Origin of the sequence: Mesorhizobium sp. M0060, from assembly GCF_040323155.1 — a bacterium.
GTDB lineage: Bacteria > Pseudomonadota > Alphaproteobacteria > Rhizobiales > Rhizobiaceae > Mesorhizobium.
The window spans coordinates 1-23044 of sequence record NZ_JAMYUP010000063.1 but is presented as its reverse complement, the minus strand read 5'-3'; the positions used below and the strand labels follow the sequence as shown (position 1 = coordinate 23044).

The following is a 23044-nucleotide window of genomic DNA, read 5'->3' as shown; positions in this document are numbered from 1 at the left end:
GGAGTAAGCTTACAAACGACCGACCCCGCCGAAGAATAGCACAAGTGCACGAATGCAGCATGGGCTGAGCTGGATAAGTGTGAAATGGGTATTTTACACTGAGGGAACCGACGGGCAGGATTACAACACCGCTCTGCAGGGCGATCATACGCGGCTGTCTCGTACCTCGTTCCTTGCCAAGTTAAGCGCGTCAGCCACTCGCTCTAGCTCCGAGATCTTGAAATGGCGCCGGCGCGCTCCTGTGTGACAAACAACGTGCGGCTCGCTGCCGGAGCGAGGGTCCGCGTTTGCTCCGCACAGTCCATGGGCAAGGCAATTTCGTACATCGACCTGCATCTCGATGTTAGTTCGGATACGCTGGCACGCGTCCGGCTCAACTTCGCGCCAGTGGACCCATACCGATCGCTCAGACAACTGGCGATCTGGCTCGACTGCCTTAATACGCGCGCGGACTTCTTCTTCCAGCCAGCCCCAATGCAGGAGCACATATGCGACTGCGGCCATCAAATCGCGCATGTTCGGTTCGGGAGCCGAATCGTCACCCATAGTTGTCACTCGACGTGATTGCCCCATCCGCCAGAGGCTGCGAATTGGCGCGACGACCATGGACTTTGCGGACTTGGGATCGGGGTTCTCTCAAAGCGCGATTTCCTTCATGGCTTTCTGCAGCTCGACATTCATTTGCCTCTCCCCCAACTCAAACCAGTTACACAGCTCGGGTACCTGTCCCCCGGGCTTCATGCTGGTCATTTGACGCCCGAGTAGCTTACCATTCGGCCGTCCTGGTCGAGATCAATAAATGCCCGTTTTCCGCGCCGGCCAACAGCCATGAAAATTAGACGATTTGGTGAGCCTCAAGGAAGCGGAGCGCTTGACCACTGTCATCATAGTGAGTGATGTCGTCCCCGTCTGTTTCCCGAAACCCATTTTCCTCCAAGAAGCGCTCGTTGAACTTGCCGACGGCAATTGCCTTCAGCCGTTTAGGTCGCTGAACAAGGCCAACCACGATCCCCATTCCCGCGAGGAGCGCGGTCAGCACAAACGCGCCCAACAGCGCAAGCAGGAAGGGGCTGTCAAGTTTGCCGTCGGTGACAAGCATGAGGACCCCTAACATCAGGAGGGTGGCGGCGCACAGGCCTGCCGCGATCAGAAGGAGGCTTGCAAGAACGGTCAGGAAGATGGTTCCGAATATCCCTCGATCATGCCCTCGGACGAGGCCCCGTCCGCCGATGAATGGGCAAATGACAGCTGCCAGAAGGAGCGCGATCAATTCGACGTTCTTCTTCGTTTTCTTGTAGATATCCCTGCCGAACGCGAATCCGAAGCCTGCGACCGCGGTTCCCCCAATGCCTGCTGCGACCAGCGCCAGTTTTGAACGTCCGTTCGAACTCATGTGATCGCCCCTTTGCGTTTCACTAAGCTAACGAGGTTCGGACCAAGGAGAACACGAACCACAGCGCGCCAGCGAGCCAACCTATTACGGCAATCAAGATCGATACGACCAAGTAAACCAGTTCTCCGAGCTTGATCGCGCCTTTGCCCAACACCTTCAGAACCGCGGAAGTTTTCTCACCCATACCTCTTGCCAAGGATCGGAACCGGTAGAGCTCCTTGGCGTCATCGGCATTTTCCAGAGCTCGAAATGTCGCCTTTATCCCTCCGGTCGATGCTATTCCAGTTGCGGAACTCGCAAGTAAATCCACCTCCCCGACCACCTCTTTGCGAACCGCGCCGCTAAAGGCAGCTTTTGCAGCTGTCATGTCGACTGGCATCATTTCTGAGATCAGTTTTCGGAATCCCGAGAAGTCGCCCTTTGTGACGCGACGCCAGTCGATCTCGATGAAGGCCGCGCGAACGGCTGCTGCCGTTGGAGCCTTGAATGTGGGGAGGGATGTACGGGAAAGTCCTCGTTTCAAGCCTTCCAGGTCAACCAGTCGAGCCGACATAACGCCGAGGCGTTTGAGCAAGCCTTTCGATAGCTTCCCGGCTTTGTTGGCGTTTTTCAGCAGCGAGAATCCCATGTCTATCGCTCCGGTACCTGGAACATTCGTCGCCAGGCCAAGGACGGAAAGGCCAAGTGTGAGCTTGTCGTAGTCCTCACCCCGGATCAGGTGATTGCCTTGGATGACTGCATCGCGAACATCGCCGACACCGACATAGTCGGCCGCCAGCACGCCTCCGATGGAGGCTGAGGTCGTCACTTGCCCGGTAATGGCGCCATCCAGGAAATCCTTGCTATTCCGCAGTCCGAATTCAAAGCGGCTTTCGCGGGTCCGCTCAACGAGGTCCGCCGGCAATTCGCGTCCGTTGTCATGCGCGAGCTCCACCAAGCTTTGAGCTTCAGAAACATCGCCCTCTTCGAGAGCTTGTTCTATGGATACTTCATAATCGTTACTGGAAAGGCGACCCAGCCGATATTGTGAGATCGCGAACGGATCCCAAAAATTAACTGCCAGTTCCAGGGCGGCAAATTGATTTGAAGAGAAAAAGGCAACAAGTGTGGCAATCAGCATTGCCCCACCGATTGCCCGTCGACCCAGACGAACGATACGGAACTGCCCTTCGCCCCCCGCCAGAGTTATCTCTTCGACCATCTCAACATCCCGCTCGCGGAGACCGCTAGGACACCCTCAGTGTGAAACTGGAATTTCACACTGACACCCGCCATCCACCGGAGTCGGGTGCAGGCATTGCGTGATCAGAACGACCCTCGCCCGTCAGTCGACGTAAAGCTAGAACGCGCCCTGCTCGGCATCAAACTCCGTGAAATTACCGTCCTCGGGATTCCAATAAACTTGGCGCCAGTCCTGCCCGCTCGCCTCGATCGTGTCGGGTAGAATGAAATGCTTTCCTTCGGAACCTTCACAGGAATAGACGAGCATCCGCTCGCCCAAAACTTCCTGATAGGAAGGCTCGAGAATCACTCGCTCCAACAACATCCCATTTCGTCGCACGGATACGCGACTGCCTGGAGCGTAAACCAGCAGCTCGCCATCACGTGTCGGCGCAGCATCGCCACCTATGGCTAGGCCCTCTTGAAGACCACTATACCATTTGAGGATTTTATCCGCGGTCTTGAGGTTAATAAACGCATCGTCGCCGGCTGTATGGGCGGCGCGCTTCAACCGTTTGAGGAACGAGCTAAAGTCAGAAAACAATGGCTCTGTGAGACGCAGTCCGCCGTAAACCGCGTCGTAGATAACAATTGTGTCGGTCACCTTGTGGGGCGCCCCACCTCTGATCAGCGCAATTCGAGTTGCGGCACGGTCCAGATCGTGCGGCGCGATGCTCTTCTCCCGGACCAGAACTTCATAGAGGGCGTCGGCAAAAGCTTGCCGTAGGTTTGCCTGCTCTCCCGCCCCCCCAGCAAACCAGGGCTCCTCAATACGGATCACCACGCCGGTCGTCTCGAAGTCACGTTGCCGCTTGGCCATTCCAGGATCCGAGGCCCGAAGATCCTTGTAAAGGAAAGTTGAGCTACCGACCCGAAAGCCGACAACAGATTCATTGACCCGCATTGAAACTTCGGCAAGAACCCCATTCGATGCACTCATCGCCCGGCCATCGACCACAGAATCCGCGTCTACGCCAAGGTTGATGCTAGTGTAGAGAACCGGGCGCGTGGAGCGCTTATCATGCGCATTTTCGAGCCGAATGGACCGCTCGAAGGCGCCAGCGCGCCATTCTCGAACCTTTAGAGGGCTCTTGTAATGTCTGTAGAGTGCGCCTGGATAGGCTTCGCGAATGGCTTGGTTATGCGCGATATCACCGATACGCTCGGTCGCGCCTCTAGAACCGAGAACCAGCGAGAAATTGGCCTCGCCGATCTGTCGTAACGGAAAGGCAAGATGGGGAGAGCTCGCAGTCGTCGACATTTGGTTGATGATGTCAAACGCGCGTGGCCGAACGCCTCCTGGAAGCGCATAACCGAAGACTTGGGCGAAGTGCTTTGGCCACTCGGTGCCGCCTGGCGGTTGCCGGTCGCTCGCGCCCATTTGTTCGCCTTCATCGAGCAGACATTTAGCGTGCGCGTAGGCGATGAAGCGATTGTCGAGGTATAGATAGGAGGGTTCGACCGACCCCTCATAGTACTCCTGAAAGGTGGAGCCGAGCTTCGTAAAAGCTGCTTGATCCGCAAGGACTGCGAAGATTCCTGGCGATGCGCGTCCGACCCGTCCCAGCCGCTGACGGAACGCCTTCTTTGAAGCCGGGACGCCGACGTTGATACCCACGGTCATTCCGGGAATATCTATTCCCAGCTCCAGTGCCGACGTCGATATGACCGCGCGAAGACGGCCCTCGCGCATCCGCTTTTCGATGTTCTTGCGGTCGCCGGCTTCGTATCCGCCCCGGTACGGAACGATATCGTCGCTCTCGAACCCAGAACTAACCCGCTCGACACCCTGCCGGGAATCGAGAAAGGCGATCAGTGTGCCATCCCGGCCGTCCAGGACTTCTGCCGTGACGCGCTTAAGGACGTCTCGCAAGGCGCCTTCACCACCATCCTGAGGCGCTGCGAGATGGAGCAGGATTCTGGCTTGACGCGGCGAACCGTCCTGGTCTTCACCGATGGATATGAAGGGATGACCAGTCAGGGCGCGGAGATGTTCCTCTGGATTTTGGATCGTGGCTGTGGCGGCAATCAGTTGCAGGGGGTTCCCCGCCGCCCCGCGGGCGATGCGATGTTTAGCCGCGAAAATTCGGCGAAGGAGGTAAGCAGTATTGCTACCGAATACCGATTCATAGGCGTGAGCTTCATCAAGGACTAAGTAGCGAAGAGCCCGGAGGTAGTCCCTCACTGTCGGGACTGTCACGTTACGCATAACCCACGACTGCACTATGTCGGGGGTAGCCACAACGATTCGCGCCTGAGAGAGAAGACTTTCGCGGTCAAACATTTCTATGTCGCCGGACAGTTCAACTACGCTACTTGCAGGCAAGCCAAGTTCGACCGCAACTCCTCTCCAGCGAGCGAGCTGATCTCCAAGAAGCGCTTTTAGAGGATAGAGGACCAACGCCTTGCCAGTGCCTTGGAGTGCAGCTTGCAGCAAGGGCATTTGGAAAATGAGTGACTTTCCGGAGGCCGTACCGGTAGAAATTACTACGTTCTCCCCGCCTGCGATTGCCTCCAGTGCCAATGATTGATGATTCCACAACATCCCACCGGGATATTGGCGCGTGAGCCAACGCCCGACCGGACCATCGGCGAATGCGCTGGGGATCGCCCTCAACCTTTCGGTCCGCGGCGGCAAATCAACTCGCTCGATCACGTCGACCGCGCCCGCCTCCACTAACGAAAGTAAATTCTGAAAAACAGTTGCCATCATCCCTCACTTAACCTTTGCACTGACAGAGGCGCGCGATGGCTTCCCGGCACCACTTGCGATCAGATTTGCGAGCCGGGTATCGAGACCGATATCCCCAGCACGAAGACGTAACACAACACACGTACCCTTGACCGACCCCGTCAAAATAGCCTGGTCATTATCGCCCGATGTTATAGCTGCGGTTCCGCTTGCCAGTACGAATCCCTGTTTTCCGTCAGCAAGCCCCTGCGCCATGTACAGGCCATAGCCAGAATTCGCCCAGGCATTGTCCGAATGGCGCGAAATGATTGCTCCACTTACGCCCGGCCGTATGGCGAGCAACAGCGCATCCTCGTCATCCCGCGGGCTGTACTTGCCATTAGAGGACAAGCCGGCAGCGATACCAATACCCGAATCGGCAATCGCAATTTCCGCGGTTCCGGACGCTACCCAGCATTGGGCTGCTATCAGAAACTCTTGAGCCCGACTGTGCTCTACGACATTGCGAATGATCTCTCGGATAGCATAGCTCAGCGTATCGAAAAGAACGCCCTCGCTGCCTTGAGCTAGAATCGCCGACATGCTTTCGGCATCAGCCTGGATAATGTCACCTGCAGGACGAAAAAGAGGTTGATTGGCAAAGATATCTTTTATCTTGCGGCGCGAGACAGGTAGAAATGTTGACGTCCCGGGCGCCTCACCTGTCCCGCGGCCCCACTTCAAGCCCAGTGCGTCGAAAAAGCCAGCATGACCAGCATATATCATTGCACTCGACGTTGCGTCGACCACCTTGCAGTGCGAGCCGGGATGGTCGTCCCGAAAACCCTGTAGCGCTCGTACTATTAGCAGCATCCATCCCGGCGTTACGAAGTCGACGCCCCGAAAGCTGAATTCGACATGCGAATGATGATCCAGTGCTGCGATCTCAGCAGAGAACCGGACGATCGCCGCGTTGTCTCGGCCATTTGGCACGAGAACCTTATGGCTGTCTGATTTCACCATTTACTAGTTTACCCCCCGGCAACGACCTGTCCCCGCTAAACAGGAACGCAACCATCGCAGACTTAATTGATTACCATATGAAATTCAAAGGTTTTAACAAACCATTTGGTCCAGAACTATTAGCCTCTAACATCCATTTGGCGCGTTCGCTGGCCGTCAAGGGAATGGCTGCGTTGATTGCTCTGCCCCAAGTGTCAGGTTCTTAAGGATAGGCCGCCCCTGTGATCCCTACTATCGAACAAAACCAGTGATTGTTGCTTCCCTCGCCAAGGACGCAGCGAACCACCAATGTTTTTGCACGGCAGCCAGTCCGAAACTCGACATCTGCTTGCTTTCGCGCTGTGCGTTGAATTAACTCAACGGTGGGGTTTGGGGGTCAAAGGCGAGATGGGCATCACTTGGATTTACGAAGACAGCCAAGAGGCTGTTTTGTCCAACACCGAAGTGGTTCCGCCGCCGGGCGGTCCGGCAGCTATTTTCTTCACGTGCCCGTTCTGCAATACAGTCTATGCCACCTTTCCGGCTATGCAGCGGCACGCGACGAGCGAGCACCGGTTGGGGCGTCCGGCCCTGCTGTGGAACGGCCATGAAGTTGGCGTCGATCGCAAGATCGTGTCGGAGGGTTCATTTGCTCTGACCAACTGTACGAGCGCATCTATTGCGATCGATGGTGCCGCGGAGAAGCCTATATCCACGATTGAACTCCCCAGGATATTAAACGCAGCATACAACTCGCTCGTAAGGGTCCGTCTTGAGAATCGGCCTAGCATAAAAATGGCACCAGCAGCGACTGCCTATCGCCTGGAATTCCGAATCGCCGATAGGACTTCGCTTTCACGAGTTGAGGAGGCATTTCGCCAATACATTATCCGCTCAACGCCAACCCCCGACACCATTCGGATGTTCCTCGAGGATCCAAGGTGTTCCGGCGTAGGCAGCGAATATGCCACAGGCCTATACGTTTACGTTCATGCCCTTCTGCTGAAGGAAAGATTGAACGATAACGCCTTATTTTCTGCCTATTCCATGCATTCCGAAAGTTTTGGCGAGGCACTTCAAAAATTGGAGGAAGTGAATCGCAGGCTCGCATCAATGATCTGTACGGTTGTGCGGCTGATGCGAAACGACATTTCGGGTCGCGCTACGAACTCGCTAGGGACCATTGGGGTTGCGTATGTTATGTTGCGCGGCCCCTCAGCAATAGCTTCGCTGAAGCGCTTCAACAGCTTGAAACAAAACGACGAGCGGCTATTTCCGATCGACCACGGTACAAGCCGCGTGGTTGCTCTTGCCTGCCGACTAGCCGCCGTCAAGCGCTGGAGTGATCTATTGTGCGACGAATGCCGCTCAATCGCAGACAGCGGTGTCCTCCCTATCAATGATCGTCGAAAGGTATACGCGTACTGGGCTGTGACCGCACTGCGGCTTGGTAATCGAAAAGCGGCACGGTATCCGCTGCAACAAATTGCAAACATTTATCCCTTTGATCAATGGGCCGCGGCTGCGCTGGCTGAGTATGGACAAGGCGTCGAATGAACGGGCATCAAACCGGCCGAAGTGATCAAGGTATGAAGCAGGATGAGTCAGATAGAGGTGAGAAACCTGGATATTCCCGGTCGTTGGGCGAAGCAGAGCCACCGACAGGAGTACCTGACCGCCTTTCACAACACGAAACGCTTCCCGACAACAAGGGTGCCGAATGGGCCAGACAGACCGTCCTTGAGGAATCTCACGAAGGACAAAGTCTTTCAGACGATGTCGGAACGAATTTTGGAGGCGAACACACAGATAGAGATGCAGAACAGACCGCGGTTGAACCCAGACTCGAAGCATATTTTGGACCGAACGCGATCCAGATCACAGCATTCGTTAAGGCAGTGAAGACAGCCAAGGTACGTAGGTTCGAACAGGAGGATATCCGAGCCGCAGAGGCCGGCGCGGCTGAAAATGATAAGGAAGGGTCTCGTCTCTGGCAGCTTCTTGCCCATGCATCCAGCTGCGACCCCATCTCCATATGGGTTTGGCCATTTATCCGCGAACGAATTGGTACGCTTGTTGGCGCGCAGGTGAACCTGAGCCAGGAGCTGCCCTCCCGTATTCTAGATCATGTTATCGCTTCGGTTTCCCATGCGGCGGTTGGGGAAAATCGCCAAAGTTCGAGGCGAATGGAGAATGAGTTAAGACTCGCTATCGCTTGGCTGCTCGAGCGACGCAACGCGGACGTGACCGATATCGCAAACCAAGTCAACCACGTCTTAGGTAACGCCGGAGGAGATGTGGAAGAGCGGGTCCGAAGGGCGGTGTCCGTTGGTAGCAGGGCGGAGCTACAGGCAAGCATCGCTGCCATCAATCTCGTCTATGACCAAGTACGGATTGCGAAGCACGAGCGCGTCGTCGAGCGGCAGGAGAGGTTTGACCTAAAGGCCGCTGTGAATGAGCTGCGCGAGCGAACCGCTCGTGACAGCGAAGCGATCAATCGCTTGAAAGGTGAAAAGGCAGAGTTAGAGAAGCGGGTCGAGGAAGAAAGAACGAAAAGGGAAAGCGACAACAGACATCACGCCCATTCTTCCACTCAAAGACAGGCAGATGTCGATACGACCATGCAAAGAGTGAGAGGGCTCATCGCAGATGCTGCAGATGCCGTTCAGATAGCCATGAAGCGAGCCGACGACGGAAGTCTGCGGGGACTAAAAGCCGCAGAAAGGCGCATTGCCTCAGCGATTGAAGCGATGACGGGGGTGGACAAGTGAAGGGTCAGATTTTCGGAATTGATTTCGGCACTACAAACAGCTTGGTGACGCTGATTGATGAGCAAGGTCGCCCGATCCCGTTGGTGGAAATAGAGACAAATAGGCCGCATCCGTCGGTACTCTGGTATCGCGGGAGCGAAATCGTTGTTGGACGTCAAGCCCGCCGCCATCTGGACATTACATGCGATGGCGCCCCCCCTGGTTTCGTCAGGTCGCCGAAAATGGCACTTCGCCAAGATAGTGCAATATACGTTGACGGACTTGTCATCGATCCTTGTGACGCCATAGCCGAGGTCTTGAAGCATCTAGTCGCCGACGCGGCCAAGGAACGCGGGGGCCGTACTGGCGAGAAAGTATCGAAGGCTGTGATGACAATACCGGTTAATTTCGGCGGCCCTCAACGTAGAGCCTTGCGCACAGCGGCAGCGAAGGCCGGCATTGGGGTTGTGCAGTTTGTTCATGAGCCTGTAGCCGCCCTCTATGCCCACCTACGATCTCAACCGAACATAAATCGCGAAATAGCTCGCTACGAAGACCGAACAATCCTTGTCTTCGATTGGGGCGGTGGGACGCTCGATCTCACCCTCTGTAAGATTCAACGTGGGATGATTCAGCAGATCGATAGTTTAGGGGACAATGAGGTCGGCGGCGACCGATTTGATGAAAGGCTTCGCAATCTAGTCCGTGAGAAGCACGGGGTATCGTGGAAGATGTCAGACGTTGTCGCGCTCGAACGACCCGGGATGGCAGCTCGACTGCTGAACCAATGCGAGAACGCCAAGATCGACCTTTCCAATCCAGAAAAGGACGAGACGGACTTTATCATTGACGGCTATCTTGAGGCAGACGGCCCCTCCTCGGATCTCTTGGAAGGCGTTAGCCGCGAAGAACTGAACTCTCTGGCAAGGGATCTCGTGCTTCAGGGGCTCGGACGTATCGACGAGCTTCTCGATAGGTCTGGCTTGCAGACAAGAGACATAGAGTTCTGCCTAGCTACAGGCGGAATGGTAAACATGCCCGCCATCCGGAACGCCCTTGCTGAGAAATTCCCCGGGAGGTACCGAGCTCCAGCAAATGGCGACAGGATAATCTCTGAGGGTGCAGCCTGGATTGCCGCGGACGGGCTTCGGCTGTGCCTTTCTAAGCCGATCGAGATACTTAGTGCAGATAGCACAGGGCGCGGAACTTATCAGACTCTTGTCGCCGAAGGGACGGCACTTCCAATCGAAAACGCCACACATATGGTCACGAACTCCCGGCTTTATTGCCTGGATCCACGCGAAGGGGTCGCAAACATTGAGTTCGCCAAGCCGCGACATCCCGGAACGCCTCGTTCCTCAGATAAGCGAACAGCGCTGCTGACACTGACGGTGCTAGTCGACCCGGAGGCTAGTCCGCTACTCGAACGCATAATATGCGACCTTTCGATCGACCATGACTACGTCGCCAAGGCGAGCCTCCGGTCGACGGCGCGAGGCGATGTTCGTGAGGCGGAGTTCCACGATCTCGATTTCGCACTCGCTCTTCCCCACAACGATGGCGATCCGGCGAAACACTCCGACAAGCACTCGGATAAACCGAACGGGTCAGCAGCCGGACCGACACCTATCGCGGCTGGGCTGGTCAACGTTGTTCAGCGCACAAACATTGTATTTTCGCCCGGCGACGACGACCGTGTCGATGCCTTCTGGAGGTTTGTGCCTGGCGACATAATTGGCGAGTACCAAAGTGGCTATTTTGATGTCCGCAGCACACTGGCTACGACAAGGCAGCACGAGGAGCGCGACTTCTATCAGCCCTGCGCATCGTGTAAGCGATTGCTAACCGAAATCAAAGCGGTAGGACCAATAGAGGTTTGTAGGGGAAGAAGGTGCGGGGCATCTCTGCCTCCCCCGACAGTATCGTTGACGGCCGCTTCTATAGATCAAGCCGAGTCGTTTTTGGTCACTGGTTCTGGACACGATCCATCGCAACGCGTGAACAGAATCTTGACATTGGAATCAACCTCAGTGTGAAAATGGTGTTTTACACTAAGGGAAATGGTCGATCAAATTCTATTCGAATCCCCCTCTCCGTCATTCGCTTGAAGTATGCACGAAATGAGGGACTTAGAACGATGAGCCTGTAATTACTTTTAAATGTTAGATGCTCCTTAGGGGGTAAAGCGAGATGGCGCCCCGAGAGGACGAAACTGCTCACTCGTATGTCTTGGTGGGACAACCAACTCGCCGTTCAATCTATCCTTTCCAACGGCTCGGCGCTGAAGTTAGGATGGAGAAGAATACGATGCAGCCAGCACCTTCTCACATCACCAAGACCTACCCGCCGCGCGGGCCGTTGCAGCAGTTTCGCTTGCTGACAGCATTGCCTTCGATTGCTTTCGCTGCGGCGAACCGAAGAAATCCAAGCTCATCACGGTCTACGGGAACAACTGGTCGAAGAGGCTCTGTAACGGCTGCTATGGTCGGCTGCTCTCGCTCTTTGAGATAAAGGCCGGAACTGCTGCCGAAGACGAACGTGTCGAAGCACTGGCAGCCGCCCTCATAGCCATGGCAGCCGACGACGACGTCCGGCAGGCCGAGAGGCTTTTTCGTGCCTCAGAAGAGCGCGCTGGGCGACTATCCGCCGAAGCCTTGCGCTTTATCGCCACTGCGGAGTTTGTGGCTGGCCAGCTCGACGCCGCCCCCCAGCTTGAATGGTCCCCGGCGGTCATAGGCCTTTGCAAAGCGTTGGAAGCCGAGGTGGTTGGCCGAATTCTGAAACCTCTTGCTGGCCTTTCTGTACTTCTGTACGCGAGGATTTGACGGCGGACAGGAAAGACAAAGACATCGGTAGGGTCGCAACCTATTGCTCGGACTCGGCTCGCAAGCCGCCTGAACTGGGTAGCTTCTCGCACTTCCTGCAGACCGTGATTCACAGCACGCAGCGCCGCGAGCATAGCGCGCTTGTCCGAGTCTTTTTGAAGATGACCGCCGACTGGCCTGGATCACAATGGCTCCTACAGTCTGAAGGACTCCATAGAGCGTTGACGAACCTGGCAGTAAAATTCCGCAATCCTGCGGCGCACATCGACGAACTTGGGCGGCAGGACTACGTTGGGTGCCGCAACGAGGTCATTGGGCCGGACGGCGCGCTTTGGAAACTGATCATCGCGACTGACCCGCGCCGATAAATCCAATTCATAATTGTAATCGGCACTATATCAGCCCAACTCTCCCGGCGCCTGCCGGAGGCATCTACCCTTCTACCAGCGAAACGCCGAGATGAAGCTTCATGAACTTCAATAAAAGCCGCTGTACGGCCTCCGTGGGCAGCGGCCCTGGTGGGACATCGAGCGCGTGCAACAACTCGTCGCGAACTTTTTTCAAGCGACGAAACTCCTTCTCATCCGCTTCGGCGCCAATGGCGTCGAGCATCGAAACGATGATCAGAAATTTGTCGGCCAAACGATACTTGTCTTTCATGACGTCAGCAAAGCGAACGAAGACGGGCTTCGAGGAAGCCGGAGCTCCCTCTTCCATGATCTGAAACCAGCGCGCCTCGTAGGTCGATTTGAATGTACCGTTGATAAAAATCTCCAGCGCGCTCCAGGCGGCTATAAAACCCTGAAGTCCGTCCGTCTTTCTGTCGAGAGACGTTCTCAAGAGGCTATAGGCCCGCGAACTGGCCTCCGATTTCAGGCGCGTGGCCAGGTCCTTCGCTTCTGCCGCGATCTCTGTTGTTAGCGGACGAGCCACGGACCCACGCATGCCCCCCATCCTGAAATTGAGAATGAATATTGGCTTCGTGTTTCCCGTCTCCGTGAGAAACATGACTTCACCGGCCTTCTCGAAGCCACGATCGGTCCCTTCGGGGAGGCTCAAACTCAAGCCCGTCAGCACCGCTTGGACTGACTGTTGGAATTTGCCCCTGATTTCGTCTTTCGAGACGTCGTCGAGCGAGACCCCAAATTCGTCTGTATCTCGGCGCGCTTTGAATTCCGGAGTCGGGACCTGCAACTCACCCTTGAGCACGGCAAACACGCCTCGGGAAGTCCCACGAACACGCTTCACTTCGGCAATCTCAGCCGCCAGGCGTTCTTCGAAAGTTCCGGAATTCTCTGGAGCAAACACGCCCTTGAGCAGCTGCGTGCCGATAGCCGCTGCCTTATCGATGTCCTTAAGGTATGGCTCGGGATCGATCGTCAGAACCGCCTTCAAGGATGGATTCGAAAGGGCAACAAAATCCAGATTCACCGCGGAATCCGGAAGCGCACTGAGGCCATGCAATTTGTATATCGCCACGTAAGTCAGTTCTATCTCGTTCGGCGTCTCGATCAACGAAGTCATTCGACAACCTCGAACGGCCAATCGAAGTGCGAGTACAGGAAGGGCTTCCCTCCTTCTCGATTTGTCTCCTTGGCATAAATGCGAAACTTCGTCCCGATCGGATATTGCTTCCGCATAGTTCGCGAACACTCGACATCCATGGTCACCGGAAAAGGCTGTCCCACTATCGGGCGAACATGGACACGTGAGCTTTTTCCCGGTTTTATTCCCGAATAGGTTTCAACCACGACCTGCTGATATTGCGACCAGGGTTTATCGATGACCATATCGAACGCCCTCCGTTACTTCAGTACAGGTGGATACGAAGATCGATCTGGAATCTCGCCGATAATCGCCGACGACACTAGCCAGGCTCTTGCTGCTTTTGCGACGCCGTCAACGGGTCCAGCAGTTTTTCCTTTGAGGGCGCATTCCCAAACGGTCAGAACGCGCCAGCCTTGCTCGATCAAATTTTTAGCGTTTCTTGCGTCACGGGAACGGTTCGCTTGAAACTTGCTCGTCCAAAATTCTTGGCGGGTTTTAGGGACCGTCGAGCGATAGCATCCGTGCGAATGCCAGTAACAGCCATGAACGAAAACGACCGCCTTGAACCGTGGGAACACAATATCGGGGCTTCCGGGCAGCGATCTGTCGTGAAGCGTATATCGAAGTCCAATTCGATGGAGCGCTTTCCTCAATAGTAGTTCTGCGTCGGTATTTTTCTGACCGACCCGCGCCATGATTTTCGATCTGGTTTGAGTATCGACGGTGTCCATTCACATCTTCGCTATCACGAGTGTCGTTTCGAGCGCTTCGAGATGTCGGTGGAGACTTCTCGGCGTCAATCCTCCTTTTATGAGAACGCCCGCCTCCATGTTCCTCTCCATTGCGTGACCGGTAAGGTTGGCGCTGGAAATGAAGCATAATCTTTCATCGGCGACAGCGACTTTCGCGTGCACCTTTCCACCCGAGAAGCCGGTCCCTTTTTCGACCCAGGAGAACAGCCGAGCCGTCGGCAGCGCCGCCTTCATTTTGGCGATTGCGTCGACCGAAACACTTCCGCCGTGCCTGTCACTGGCTTCGAGAAGCATCGACACTGTCACGCCTTTTTCCACCGCGCGCCGAAGCGCCGCCATAATCGAGGCGACGTCATAGGCGACGAAGCTCGTCATAAAGAGACGGCTTTCGGACGCGTCGATGACTTGCAGAAGTGCTTGCTCCGTTTTCCGTGTCGCGATGAGATTGCTGGATGGTCCTGTCCAAACCAGCTCTATTTCCTGCTCCGCTCTCGCATAGTGATATGCGGCTCCGGCACCGGACAGCATGCCCGCAAGTTCGACAGGAGGAATGTCGACGTTCTGCCAGCCGGATATCAACCGGTCCAACCGTCTATTCGCGCCCGGATTCGCGGCCCAGCCATCCAGTGATCGGGCGTCGGCAGAAGTGGAGAGCCGCCGGACTGCGTTGGCAAGTTGGTCCACCTTTTCCGGCGGGCTGTTGGAGACGAGCTCTATGATGGCTTCGATTAGAATTTGCACGTCGCCCTCAATCGAAGAATGCTGCGTCACTGACTTCGAGTGTCGCCACAAGAAGAGCTCGGTCGAGGTAGCGATTGCCTTTCTCACAGGACGTTTCCGAAACGAACGAGCAAGCGTGACAGGATGCTGCATGAAGCGAACGGTCATCTTCGGGATCGTGCTCGGAACACAGAGGATCGGACGAACATATCGCTGCGCGGTTCAGAGCCTGCGTGAGGAGCCGCCCCAAATTCTCGGGCTTTCCTAGATCGACGAGCCCTCCGAGCGTGCCATCGGAATCCGCTGCTGCCGTGTAAATCAATATCCCGGCCTGCTGCTGATCACCCTCTGTGTCGGCGTATATCCTCTCTCTGATACTTGCGGCGTTGTACCCACATTCCAAAGCAAGTTCCCTGATCAGGAGGTGGGAAAGGCTGTGAAGCATAGCGTAGCGAATGCCGGGATAACCCTCGGCTGGATCGAGCTTGCGAGAATTTCGCCAACCGCGGTGTCCTGCCAGGAGCTTGCCGCTTCGGGTCTTGACCGCCTGCTGCGCTTCCCACTTCGCCACGGCATCTTCGTCGAACCTGATGAAGATGCCTTCACCGTGAACTTCTGTAGCCGGAACCCATTCAGGAGCCCCCTTGCACAGAGCCGCACGGGGCGGTCGCTCATCCTTGTCGACCGTCTCTTCTGGCGCCTCGACCCGCGTAAAGCCGAGCAGCGCATTCACTTCGCGTAGTCGTTCGAGCAACAGAACACTCGCCACCGATTTCTCGAAACCGGTCGGCGGCGCGACCGTCTTACTCAAGAAATGGGGCCAATCACTCGGGGGACTGGGGTCGGTCAAGACAGCCCATTCCGGACCTTTTATATCAAGTTCCATAACGCCGCTGGTAGTCGTCCCATTCTTGATCGCCTGAACGACCTCCCAAATCGCTTTTGGGGTGTGCTTGTCGATACCTGACAGTGCGCCCGTCTTCTTCAGGGTCCGCACCGTTACCGCGACTTCCGCCTCGGACTCCAAATCGGCGAAATAGTCCCAGCCATCCTGCACGAGCTGCGCAATCGGATCTCGGGTCAAAGGGATAGCCAAAGCTGACAACGTGATCGGAAACCAACTGTTGGTCGCGCCAAGAAGAACGGCTCTCGCCTGTTCTAGGCACCGCTGGTCGTACTGATCCAAATGCGGGTGACGTCCGCGGCAGCTCGGCAAATTGTCCTGACCGGCTTTGCCGAAGGCTTGTGCCATGTTGCGGGACGCCGAGCATTCGTCGCATCGGACCCAAAGATTCTCGGTTTGTAGCGACGCCCCACTCTCGTAGAAGCGGAGGGTTCCTTTGCAATCGGACGAGCCGTTGTGAACGAAATAGTGCCACGGAAAATCGTCGAGATGCCCGTTGCGGCACGCGAGCAAGAAACGTGCAGGAACGGCATCGGCATCCCTTGCGGGCTGGTCACCTTTCGAGCCCTTGCAGTCCTTGTGGACGAAGCGCGTTCGCTCCGGTCGGAAACGATCCTCCTTGCACACGAAGAGGCCCAAATCATACTCGGACAAAAGACCGCATTTCACGCAACGCAACCATCGTGGGAATGGCCTGACTGGCACACCTATGAAAGCCTCCGCCGAGAACGGATCGACGCCGTCGGATTTCTGAAATGGCGGCATTCGGAGACTCTCGACCTGTGGTCCGAGCTCCCGGCGAACCGCGGCGAGGAGACGTGCTTCCTCGATCGGCTGGCAACGGGTTACGTCCCAGCGATCGATGCCCAACGTCACGACCGAGAGGCTCGGCAGATCGATCAATGCACCTGGGCCATACGTCCAAAGTAATTGGCTGGGGCGAACTTCGCCAACGGGTGTCTTTTCGCCGATCATGCGTCACCCACGGCATCGTCTTGATCGGCTACCCGTGCTGACCATCCTGGATCGCCACCGCTAAATTTGACCGTACTCATAATCAAGCGCACCCCCGGTTCGACCTCGCGCATGGACATCGGCACCGTAAAATTGTCCCATGCCTGCATCCCAGGCCGCTTGAGGAGAGAAACTGTCGTGGCCCGATTTGGGCCCTTCTTCTCATAGGCGAGCGTCCTGCCGCCCTTACCCGCTTCGTTGGCCCATTCGTCGAGCCGCTCTTTCAATTCTGTCGATGCGAGATCGCGGATCGTCGCTTCGTGCGAGACGTCCCATGCACGAGCGACAAGGAGATTGTGGGCAGCGACTGCCTCCTTGCGATCGGGCTTGTCGAGTGCACCGGCACCCGGGTTGGGATTGAAGGCGGAGTTTTCGAGACGCATCACGCTCAAAAGCGTTCCCGTCAAACCGCGGTCCATCGCGCGCGGCGAGAACGGGGTGACGGACTGGGCCTCCACGTGCTTGTAGAAGGTCGCGTGATAATGCTCGAAGGTTTCATAGTGCGAAAGATCGCGAGGTCTCGCCCACGTCAGCACGGTGCAAACGAGACCTGGAAACGCTCGACCTACACGGCTGGTCGCTTGAATATACTCGGCAGTTCCCTTTGGCTGCCCGTTGACGACCATCAACCCGAGACGGTTCACGTCCACACCGACAGAGAGCATATTGGTCGCAAGTACCACGTCGATGGCGCGGGCATCACCATCTTCCCAACGGGTCACGTAGCGCCCAAGTGTGGTGTCGTACTCGGCCTTGAACTTCACTTCGAGCTGATCGAGATACTTCGGTATGTCGCGGCTCGAAACGCGTGAGGTCAATTCACGAATGTTTTTGACACTGCGTTGCTCAAGGCCAGGTCGATCGACCAAGCTCATTTTCACGCGATAGGCACGTGTCTGGACGTCGTCCTCGGCGAGACGACGCATTCCGCCGAGTTCACGCAGAGAGTTGAAGTAGCCGACGGTCGTCAAATACGGGTCCGCAGGTTGACCGAAACGGTCGAACAGAGCTTGCGAAGCTGTCAGGAAGGCGGTGTAGACGCGGATCAACATCGCCGGACGCGAGCTGCCCGGTGAGCAAACCCCGAGATAACGTCTGCCGGGTATCTGTGCGATGGGCCGCTGAATCGAAAAGAAGTTGTCCGAAACGTCGAGGCCATGAGGCGGAAACACCGCCACGCGCCTCATGAAGACGTTGTTCACTTGCTCGACGGCTTTGCGAACGGTCGCAGTCGAAGCGACTATCTTCGGCTGCACTGTGCGATCGCCCAATGTCCAGCTGCAAAGCTCGTTGATCGCAGTTTCGTATAATCCGACCATCGTTCCCAGTGGACCGCTGATTAGATGAAACTCGTCTTGGATGATCAAATCCGGTGGCCTGATCGTCGCGATATTTCGGACCGCGGTTCGGGGCATGCCCTTGTAAACGGGGTGATTGCCTGTGCAGTCGGCATCCGGCCACAGTAGACCGTGGCGAGGACACTCGGTCGTCGCGCGTCCGAAGAGCGTTCTTACCTCCCCGCGCCACGCCATCAACGCGAATTTGTCGACTGTCGCGATCATCATCGATGGCGGGCGGTGATAGAGCTCCTCATCGACGACCAATACGGGAATGCCGGGGTGGGGCTTTTTGCTCGATTTTCCTTTCGAGAATTCGCAGAGACCCTTCTTGTCGCCGCAATAGATCGCGGTCCTCTTGGCGACGGTGTCCACCTCGACGTCCTGTTTTGGTGAAACTTCGCATCCGCACCAGGGACAACTCGTCAATTGCGCGGGCGAAGTACCTCCGGCATCGAATTTCTCAGGGTTGCGAATGTCCTGAATCGCCTTGTGGCTGTCGGCAGTCGAACCTGGCGTAACCTTGTTGCCGACCCAAAGTCCGATAGTGAATGGCTCGCTACCCAACGAGCGATCGCCGGTAGCTTGCGCCTCTTGACGCAACAGCTCCATCGCGCAGATCAACGCCGAACCGCGTTGAAACTGTTGCAACGTCAAGAGACGCAGCGTGTAACGCATTATGACCGTCAAACCGCGGGAGCTGTCGTAGCCGCCCAAATTTCCTTGCAAACGGCGGATCGCCATCGCAAACGACGCGACACCCAAATACGCCTCGGTCTTACCACCGCCCGTTGGAAACCAAAGCAGGTCGGCGAAGGCCTCCAGAGGCTCCGTACGATCTTTATGAGTCGGATCGGCCAATGCGGGGAGAGACAGAAGAATGAAGGCGAGCTGGAAAGGCCTCCAGGACCGATTTCGCCTCTGCTCGAAGTCCGCTAGTGTTTTATCTTCACCACGGCGGCGAGAAAGAGCGTAGAGGCTGTGAATGCGCTGCCGGGCCATCGCCAGGTTGGCGAAGCGAAACGCAGCGAGCGCTTTGTCGTTTTCGCTAAGAACCGAGACGCCCTCTTCGAGACGTTTTTTGATTTCCGCGCATCTGGTCAGAGCGGCTTTGGCTTGCACATCGTGCCCGCTCACATCCTTGCCGACGCGAGCGGCCTGCTCGGCGATCCATTTCCCGTAGTCGCTTGCGAGTATCGACAGAACCGCAGCGAGTTCGTCCCGCTCCATATCGGCGAGAACTTCCATGTCGAGATGGCCACGGTCGACCATCGCTCGCATCGCAGGTCGGTCTTCGGGGCGCAAGCCCGGCGTTTCCGTCACCGGCACTTCATATTGCGGCATCACCACCGTTCGCACTTCGGATGCGCGTTCGGAGTTTTCCGCTCCGGTCTTCGCATGGACGGAGACACCGTGGCCCACTGCAAACTCGACCTGCTTGCGGTAAATCATTTCGAGCGCCTTGCGCTCATCGTCATCGTCTTTGGTGACGAGTGCGGCGCGGCGCCTGAAGATCTCAGAATCATCGGAGCCCGTTGCCGACCTTACGATCAACTCCGGCTGAAATACCCACGCGGAATCCTTGTTCTCGCTCGGCTCTTGCTGCGCATTTACCAGGAAGAGTGTGACGAGGCGGTCCCCATTGGCGTTCTTGCCTCGTATGGTGCCTTGGACGCGCACCTCCGGATGCTCCCCGTCAGGCGCTCGGTGTGAGATCAGCCCATCGACCAGGTCTATCGTCAGCTTGCCCCCACAAGGCACGCGCTGCCAAACCTTTATCTTCGCTTGCGACGGTTCTGTCCCGACGACGTTACCTTCGGCGTCCTTGACCTTCTTGTTTACGGTCTTTGTGTGCTCGTGATCGTAAACGCGAACGTATTGGCCCCACCGCGCCTCGACCTCTATCCGCGTTGTATCGCCGTCGACACAGAATGTGAGCCCGAAGCTCGAAGGGACGAGCGATTGGTTGCTGGCTGCGTCGATTTCGTCCATCGCCTCTGCCTCGGCGTCGACACGCCCGGTCGTGCTATCGAACTCTGCGCCTGGATCGTGCCGACCACTATGGACCTCCAGATCGTCGGGCTCCTCTTGATCTTCGGCAGCCAGTGGTCCTTCGAGCCCTTCGATCCCACCGTCGTCCGTTTCGCGAGGGGCGAGTTTTCCGACGAGATAACGGTCACGAACACCCATATCCACGATCTGTTCGTGTGGGCCGTTTGCCGGTCCTAGAACGTCATCCATGACGGCGAGTTGCAGGAGCTCGCGTATGTAGGCCTGATCGCCGATCATCGGCACATCGTCGAGGGTGACACCCGTCAACTTAGGAAGCGCGCCGACAAAATCGGACCATTGCAATCGCGCAATTGAACCGCCCGTGGGAAGCGCTAGACCGACGGCATCGAGTCCGATCGGCTCGCCCAAAATCTGCAGGTGGTCAAAATAGGTGGTCGTCCGTTCCAAATTTCCCCGAATGCGCATGATGCGACCTACGCCGGTCACTATGCCGGACGCATTCGACAACAGAACCCAATCGCCTTCGGCTAGCGCCGCATAGCGCTTCCGGTCGCCGTCGAGTTCGACAACATATTCCCGATAAGGAAACTGCCCGCTATTGCCGGCATCGACCACCAGCCACGAATTTGCAGCGCGCGCTCCGTCTAACTTGTCGTTCATCGCGTTCCCCCGGAAACGGCAAATTCGTTATTCAAAAGCTCCGACACAAGCTGAGGCGTGTTGAATCCGTTGACCAACAATATATCGACAATATCCTTGCCGCATAAGAATATAATCGGATGTTTATCCTGTCGCACTTCCTCGTAAGCCTGGCGTGCCACTGCGGAGGTCGTCACCAATACGCCGAACTCTCGATGTCGTATTCTGGAAATTAGACGAGAAACCTCCTTCACGCCGACAGTGTTGGCGGCGCTCTCGTCACCGGCGGGTCGATAACACTTGGCCTCGAGCGAAAATTCCGCATAGACCGGATCGTCGATCAGACCGATCCTATAGCGCCCCACCGCGTCTCGGCCACCATCGATCGATCCACGGGTGATCTCATCGATAACGACCCTCTGATCGTACATCTGAAATATCCGCGCGGCGAAGGCCTCGAACGAGATCGGCGCGCTCGAAAAATGCTTCCATATCGTATCGAGGATTGCGCTTTTTTGCGCGGTGTCCGGGAGCTGAGAAGCAAGGCTGCGGATTACGGTCGTGCTCTCGGCGGTCAGAGCGCGATACTTGCCACGCTCGACCCAATCAACCCATGCCTGGGGCGCATGCGTAGTCAGAGGCCGACCAGCCGCAAGGTCGCCGATCCACGCACGTTGAATCACTGCCGCGTCGAGCACTGTGAACACGGCACGATAGTTCTGGAATCGCTGCCCGTCCGATGTCTTCCAGACGGCGACTAGATCGGCGGTGGATGGCAACCCCAAGAACCCCGGCACGGCCAAGCCTTTGAACTGAAAAGAACGCGCGCTAACCGCCGTAGGATACTTCTTGAAAACGAAAAACGGTGGAATGAGCGACCGTTCGGGCGGACTTGCATGCAGAAGCGAGAACACACGCCTAAGAATGAGATTGCCGCTACGCTGGGTGTCGTGCAGCTCGTGGCCGGGATGCTTGTTGTCTCCGTAATAGACGAACTGGCCGGTGCTGAGATCGAGACTGTCCGGCCAATCCTTGTCTTCACCGCTTGTGAACAGCGCGACGAGCTTCTTGTCATCTCCCCCACCGGAGGCACGGAACCCTCCTTGGTTTCCCACACCTGGAATAAGCCTTGAGAGGGCCTCTCCTGCGAGCAAACCACCCGCTTTGCCCTCATAAACAGCGTCGATCACCAAATCGGTGCCCAGCAAAACCTCATGTGGAATGACCTGCACCATAGCTACTGCAACTGCCTGCGGTCCTCGTCACGCAGGCGATGAATGCGCCGGACGCTCACATGGGGCTGCGTCATTGGCGCCTCGTCAAATCATCGAACAAGGTCTCCTGTCCAGCGTGAGGTCCGCGATGTGCAACATCGCTAGTTCGTTCCGGCCTGTGATCATTCCCGGCATTTGTTTTCTCAGAATCAAATCGATCGCGATTTATTTGGAGCAGTCTACGCAGAACGGACCTCTTCGCCTCTTCTCCAAATGTGTACCGCACACCTTGCTTCGCCTTGTAGAAATCATGAGCCAATTCGATGTCGTTCCATCCATATTGGCGGATTACCAACTCATCAAGCTCCACTTGTAGCCGTCTCAACTCAAGTATTTCGGCCGATCTCTCGTTATTGTCATTCATTAGGTCGTAAATTTTTGTGAGCCCCGAATTCCGCGCGACCATGATTGCCGCTCTAAATTCGTAATATTGTGTTCCGATCCCCTCCAAATTTTCCAGGTTCTCAGGCTGTGGGAAGGTCGCTAGGCACCCGCTGGTTGTGTAGCTAAGCCCAGCGTTTCTCATTGTTGTCCCGTTATGCCACGCCCATTCCACGTGAACATTTGACTGCAACGCAGCGAAAGCACCGTACCGCTCGTCTGGTATTACGTTGACCTTATGGGCGAATAAAAGATCAGGCGGCAGGAACGCGAAACAGCAATGTTTGCTCACTTCCGGACAAACGAGCACACGGGATTTGCCTTTGATCTTTTCGTACAGTTCGTCTCTCCGATCCCAATGCTTCCAGAAAGCACTCTCGTGAACTTGAACCGTGAGCTTGTCTCGCTTCGGCTTAACTGTCGCCACTAGGTGATCGTAGGGCAGCCGGTATTCGCGCGCCTTCTGCTCACTGCAGTCACCAAAATTGATTACCCACCTCTCATGATTGCTGACAATGGCCTTTGACATAAGCTGCAGCCCGCCGATCCGATCGGCGGTCGAGGCACTTGTACGGCGGATATGAGGTGCAAGAGGCGGGA

At 56.4% G+C, this 23044-nt stretch carries 15 protein-coding genes and 1 pseudogene; 4 read left to right on the top strand and 12 right to left on the bottom strand.

What is annotated here, in order from left to right; all coding sequences use genetic code 11:
* Positions 1–835 precede the first annotated feature (835 nt).
* The 4 genes from NKJ94_RS31525 to NKJ94_RS31510 form a co-directional block, all read right to left on the bottom strand.
* Positions 836–1393 carry a hypothetical protein gene (locus NKJ94_RS31525; protein WP_352530943.1) on the bottom strand — a complete coding sequence of 186 codons (558 nt, stop codon included), beginning with the start codon at positions 1391–1393 and terminating at the stop codon, positions 836–838.
* Between the two features lie 22 nt (positions 1394–1415).
* Positions 1416–2594: a hypothetical protein gene (locus tag NKJ94_RS31520; RefSeq protein ID WP_352530941.1), complete on the bottom strand. Its 1179-nt coding sequence runs from the start codon at positions 2592–2594 to the stop codon at positions 1416–1418.
* A 138-nt stretch (positions 2595–2732) separates the two neighbouring features.
* Positions 2733–5327, bottom strand: coding sequence for a DEAD/DEAH box helicase (locus NKJ94_RS31515; protein WP_352530939.1), 2595 nt, complete (start codon positions 5325–5327; stop codon positions 2733–2735).
* Positions 5328–5330: 3 nt separating this feature from the next.
* The gene (locus tag NKJ94_RS31510) at positions 5331–6308 is read right to left on the bottom strand and encodes an ATP-binding protein (protein ID WP_352530937.1); all 978 of its coding nucleotides are present in this window, start codon (positions 6306–6308) and stop codon (positions 5331–5333) included.
* Positions 6309–6596: 288 nt separating this feature from the next.
* Here NKJ94_RS31510 and NKJ94_RS31505 point away from each other — a divergent pair, with 288 nt between their 5' ends.
* The 4 genes and pseudogenes from NKJ94_RS31505 (at position 6597) to NKJ94_RS31490 (ending at position 11073) form a co-directional block, all read left to right on the top strand.
* Positions 6597–7844, top strand: a complete 1248-nt coding sequence (locus tag NKJ94_RS31505; RefSeq protein WP_352530935.1) for a hypothetical protein — start codon at positions 6597–6599, stop codon at positions 7842–7844.
* 83 nt (positions 7845–7927) lie between these two features.
* On the top strand, positions 7928–9058 hold the full coding sequence (locus NKJ94_RS31500; protein ID WP_352530933.1) for a hypothetical protein: 1131 nt from the start codon (positions 7928–7930) through the stop codon (positions 9056–9058).
* Positions 9055–9216, top strand: a pseudogene (locus NKJ94_RS31495) (Hsp70 family protein); the annotation flags it as partial. The gene NKJ94_RS31500 and the pseudogene NKJ94_RS31495, both read left to right, overlap by 4 nt.
* Before the next feature lie 63 nt (positions 9217–9279).
* Positions 9280–11073, top strand: coding sequence for an Hsp70 family protein (locus NKJ94_RS31490; protein ID WP_352530959.1), 1794 nt, complete (start codon positions 9280–9282; stop codon positions 11071–11073).
* A 1221-nt stretch (positions 11074–12294) separates the two neighbouring features.
* Here the strand turns inward: NKJ94_RS31490 and NKJ94_RS31485 are convergent.
* The 8 genes from NKJ94_RS31485 to NKJ94_RS31450 all read right to left on the bottom strand — a co-directional run.
* A complete protein-coding gene (locus NKJ94_RS31485) occupies positions 12295–13386 on the bottom strand; it encodes a hypothetical protein (protein ID WP_352530931.1) in 1092 nt (363 codons plus the stop codon).
* Positions 13383–13652 (bottom strand): hypothetical protein, encoded by a 270-nt coding sequence (locus NKJ94_RS31480; RefSeq protein WP_352530930.1) that lies wholly within the window; start codon positions 13650–13652, stop codon positions 13383–13385. Before NKJ94_RS31480 ends, NKJ94_RS31485 begins: the two co-directional genes overlap by 4 nt.
* Positions 13653–13667: 15 nt before the next feature.
* Complete coding sequence (locus NKJ94_RS31475; RefSeq protein ID WP_352530928.1) at positions 13668–14141, bottom strand: very short patch repair endonuclease; 474 nt, start codon at positions 14139–14141, stop codon at positions 13668–13670.
* Complete coding sequence (drmC, locus tag NKJ94_RS31470) at positions 14142–14903, bottom strand: DISARM system phospholipase D-like protein DrmC (protein ID WP_352530927.1); 762 nt, start codon at positions 14901–14903, stop codon at positions 14142–14144.
* 7 nt (positions 14904–14910) lie between these two features.
* Positions 14911–16761, bottom strand: coding sequence for a DrmB family protein (gene drmB, locus NKJ94_RS31465; protein ID WP_352530926.1), 1851 nt, complete (start codon positions 16759–16761; stop codon positions 14911–14913).
* On the bottom strand, positions 16758–20810 hold the full coding sequence (drmA, locus tag NKJ94_RS31460; RefSeq protein WP_352530925.1) for a DISARM system helicase DrmA: 4053 nt from the start codon (positions 20808–20810) through the stop codon (positions 16758–16760). The genes drmB and drmA overlap by 4 nt, the downstream gene beginning before the upstream one ends.
* Complete coding sequence (locus NKJ94_RS31455; protein ID WP_352530924.1) at positions 20807–22024, bottom strand: restriction endonuclease; 1218 nt, start codon at positions 22022–22024, stop codon at positions 20807–20809. The genes drmA and NKJ94_RS31455 overlap by 4 nt, the downstream gene beginning before the upstream one ends.
* 70 nt (positions 22025–22094) lie before the next feature.
* The coding region (locus NKJ94_RS31450) for a type IIL restriction-modification enzyme MmeI (RefSeq protein ID WP_352530922.1) at positions 22095–23044 on the bottom strand (950 nt) is incomplete at its 5' end.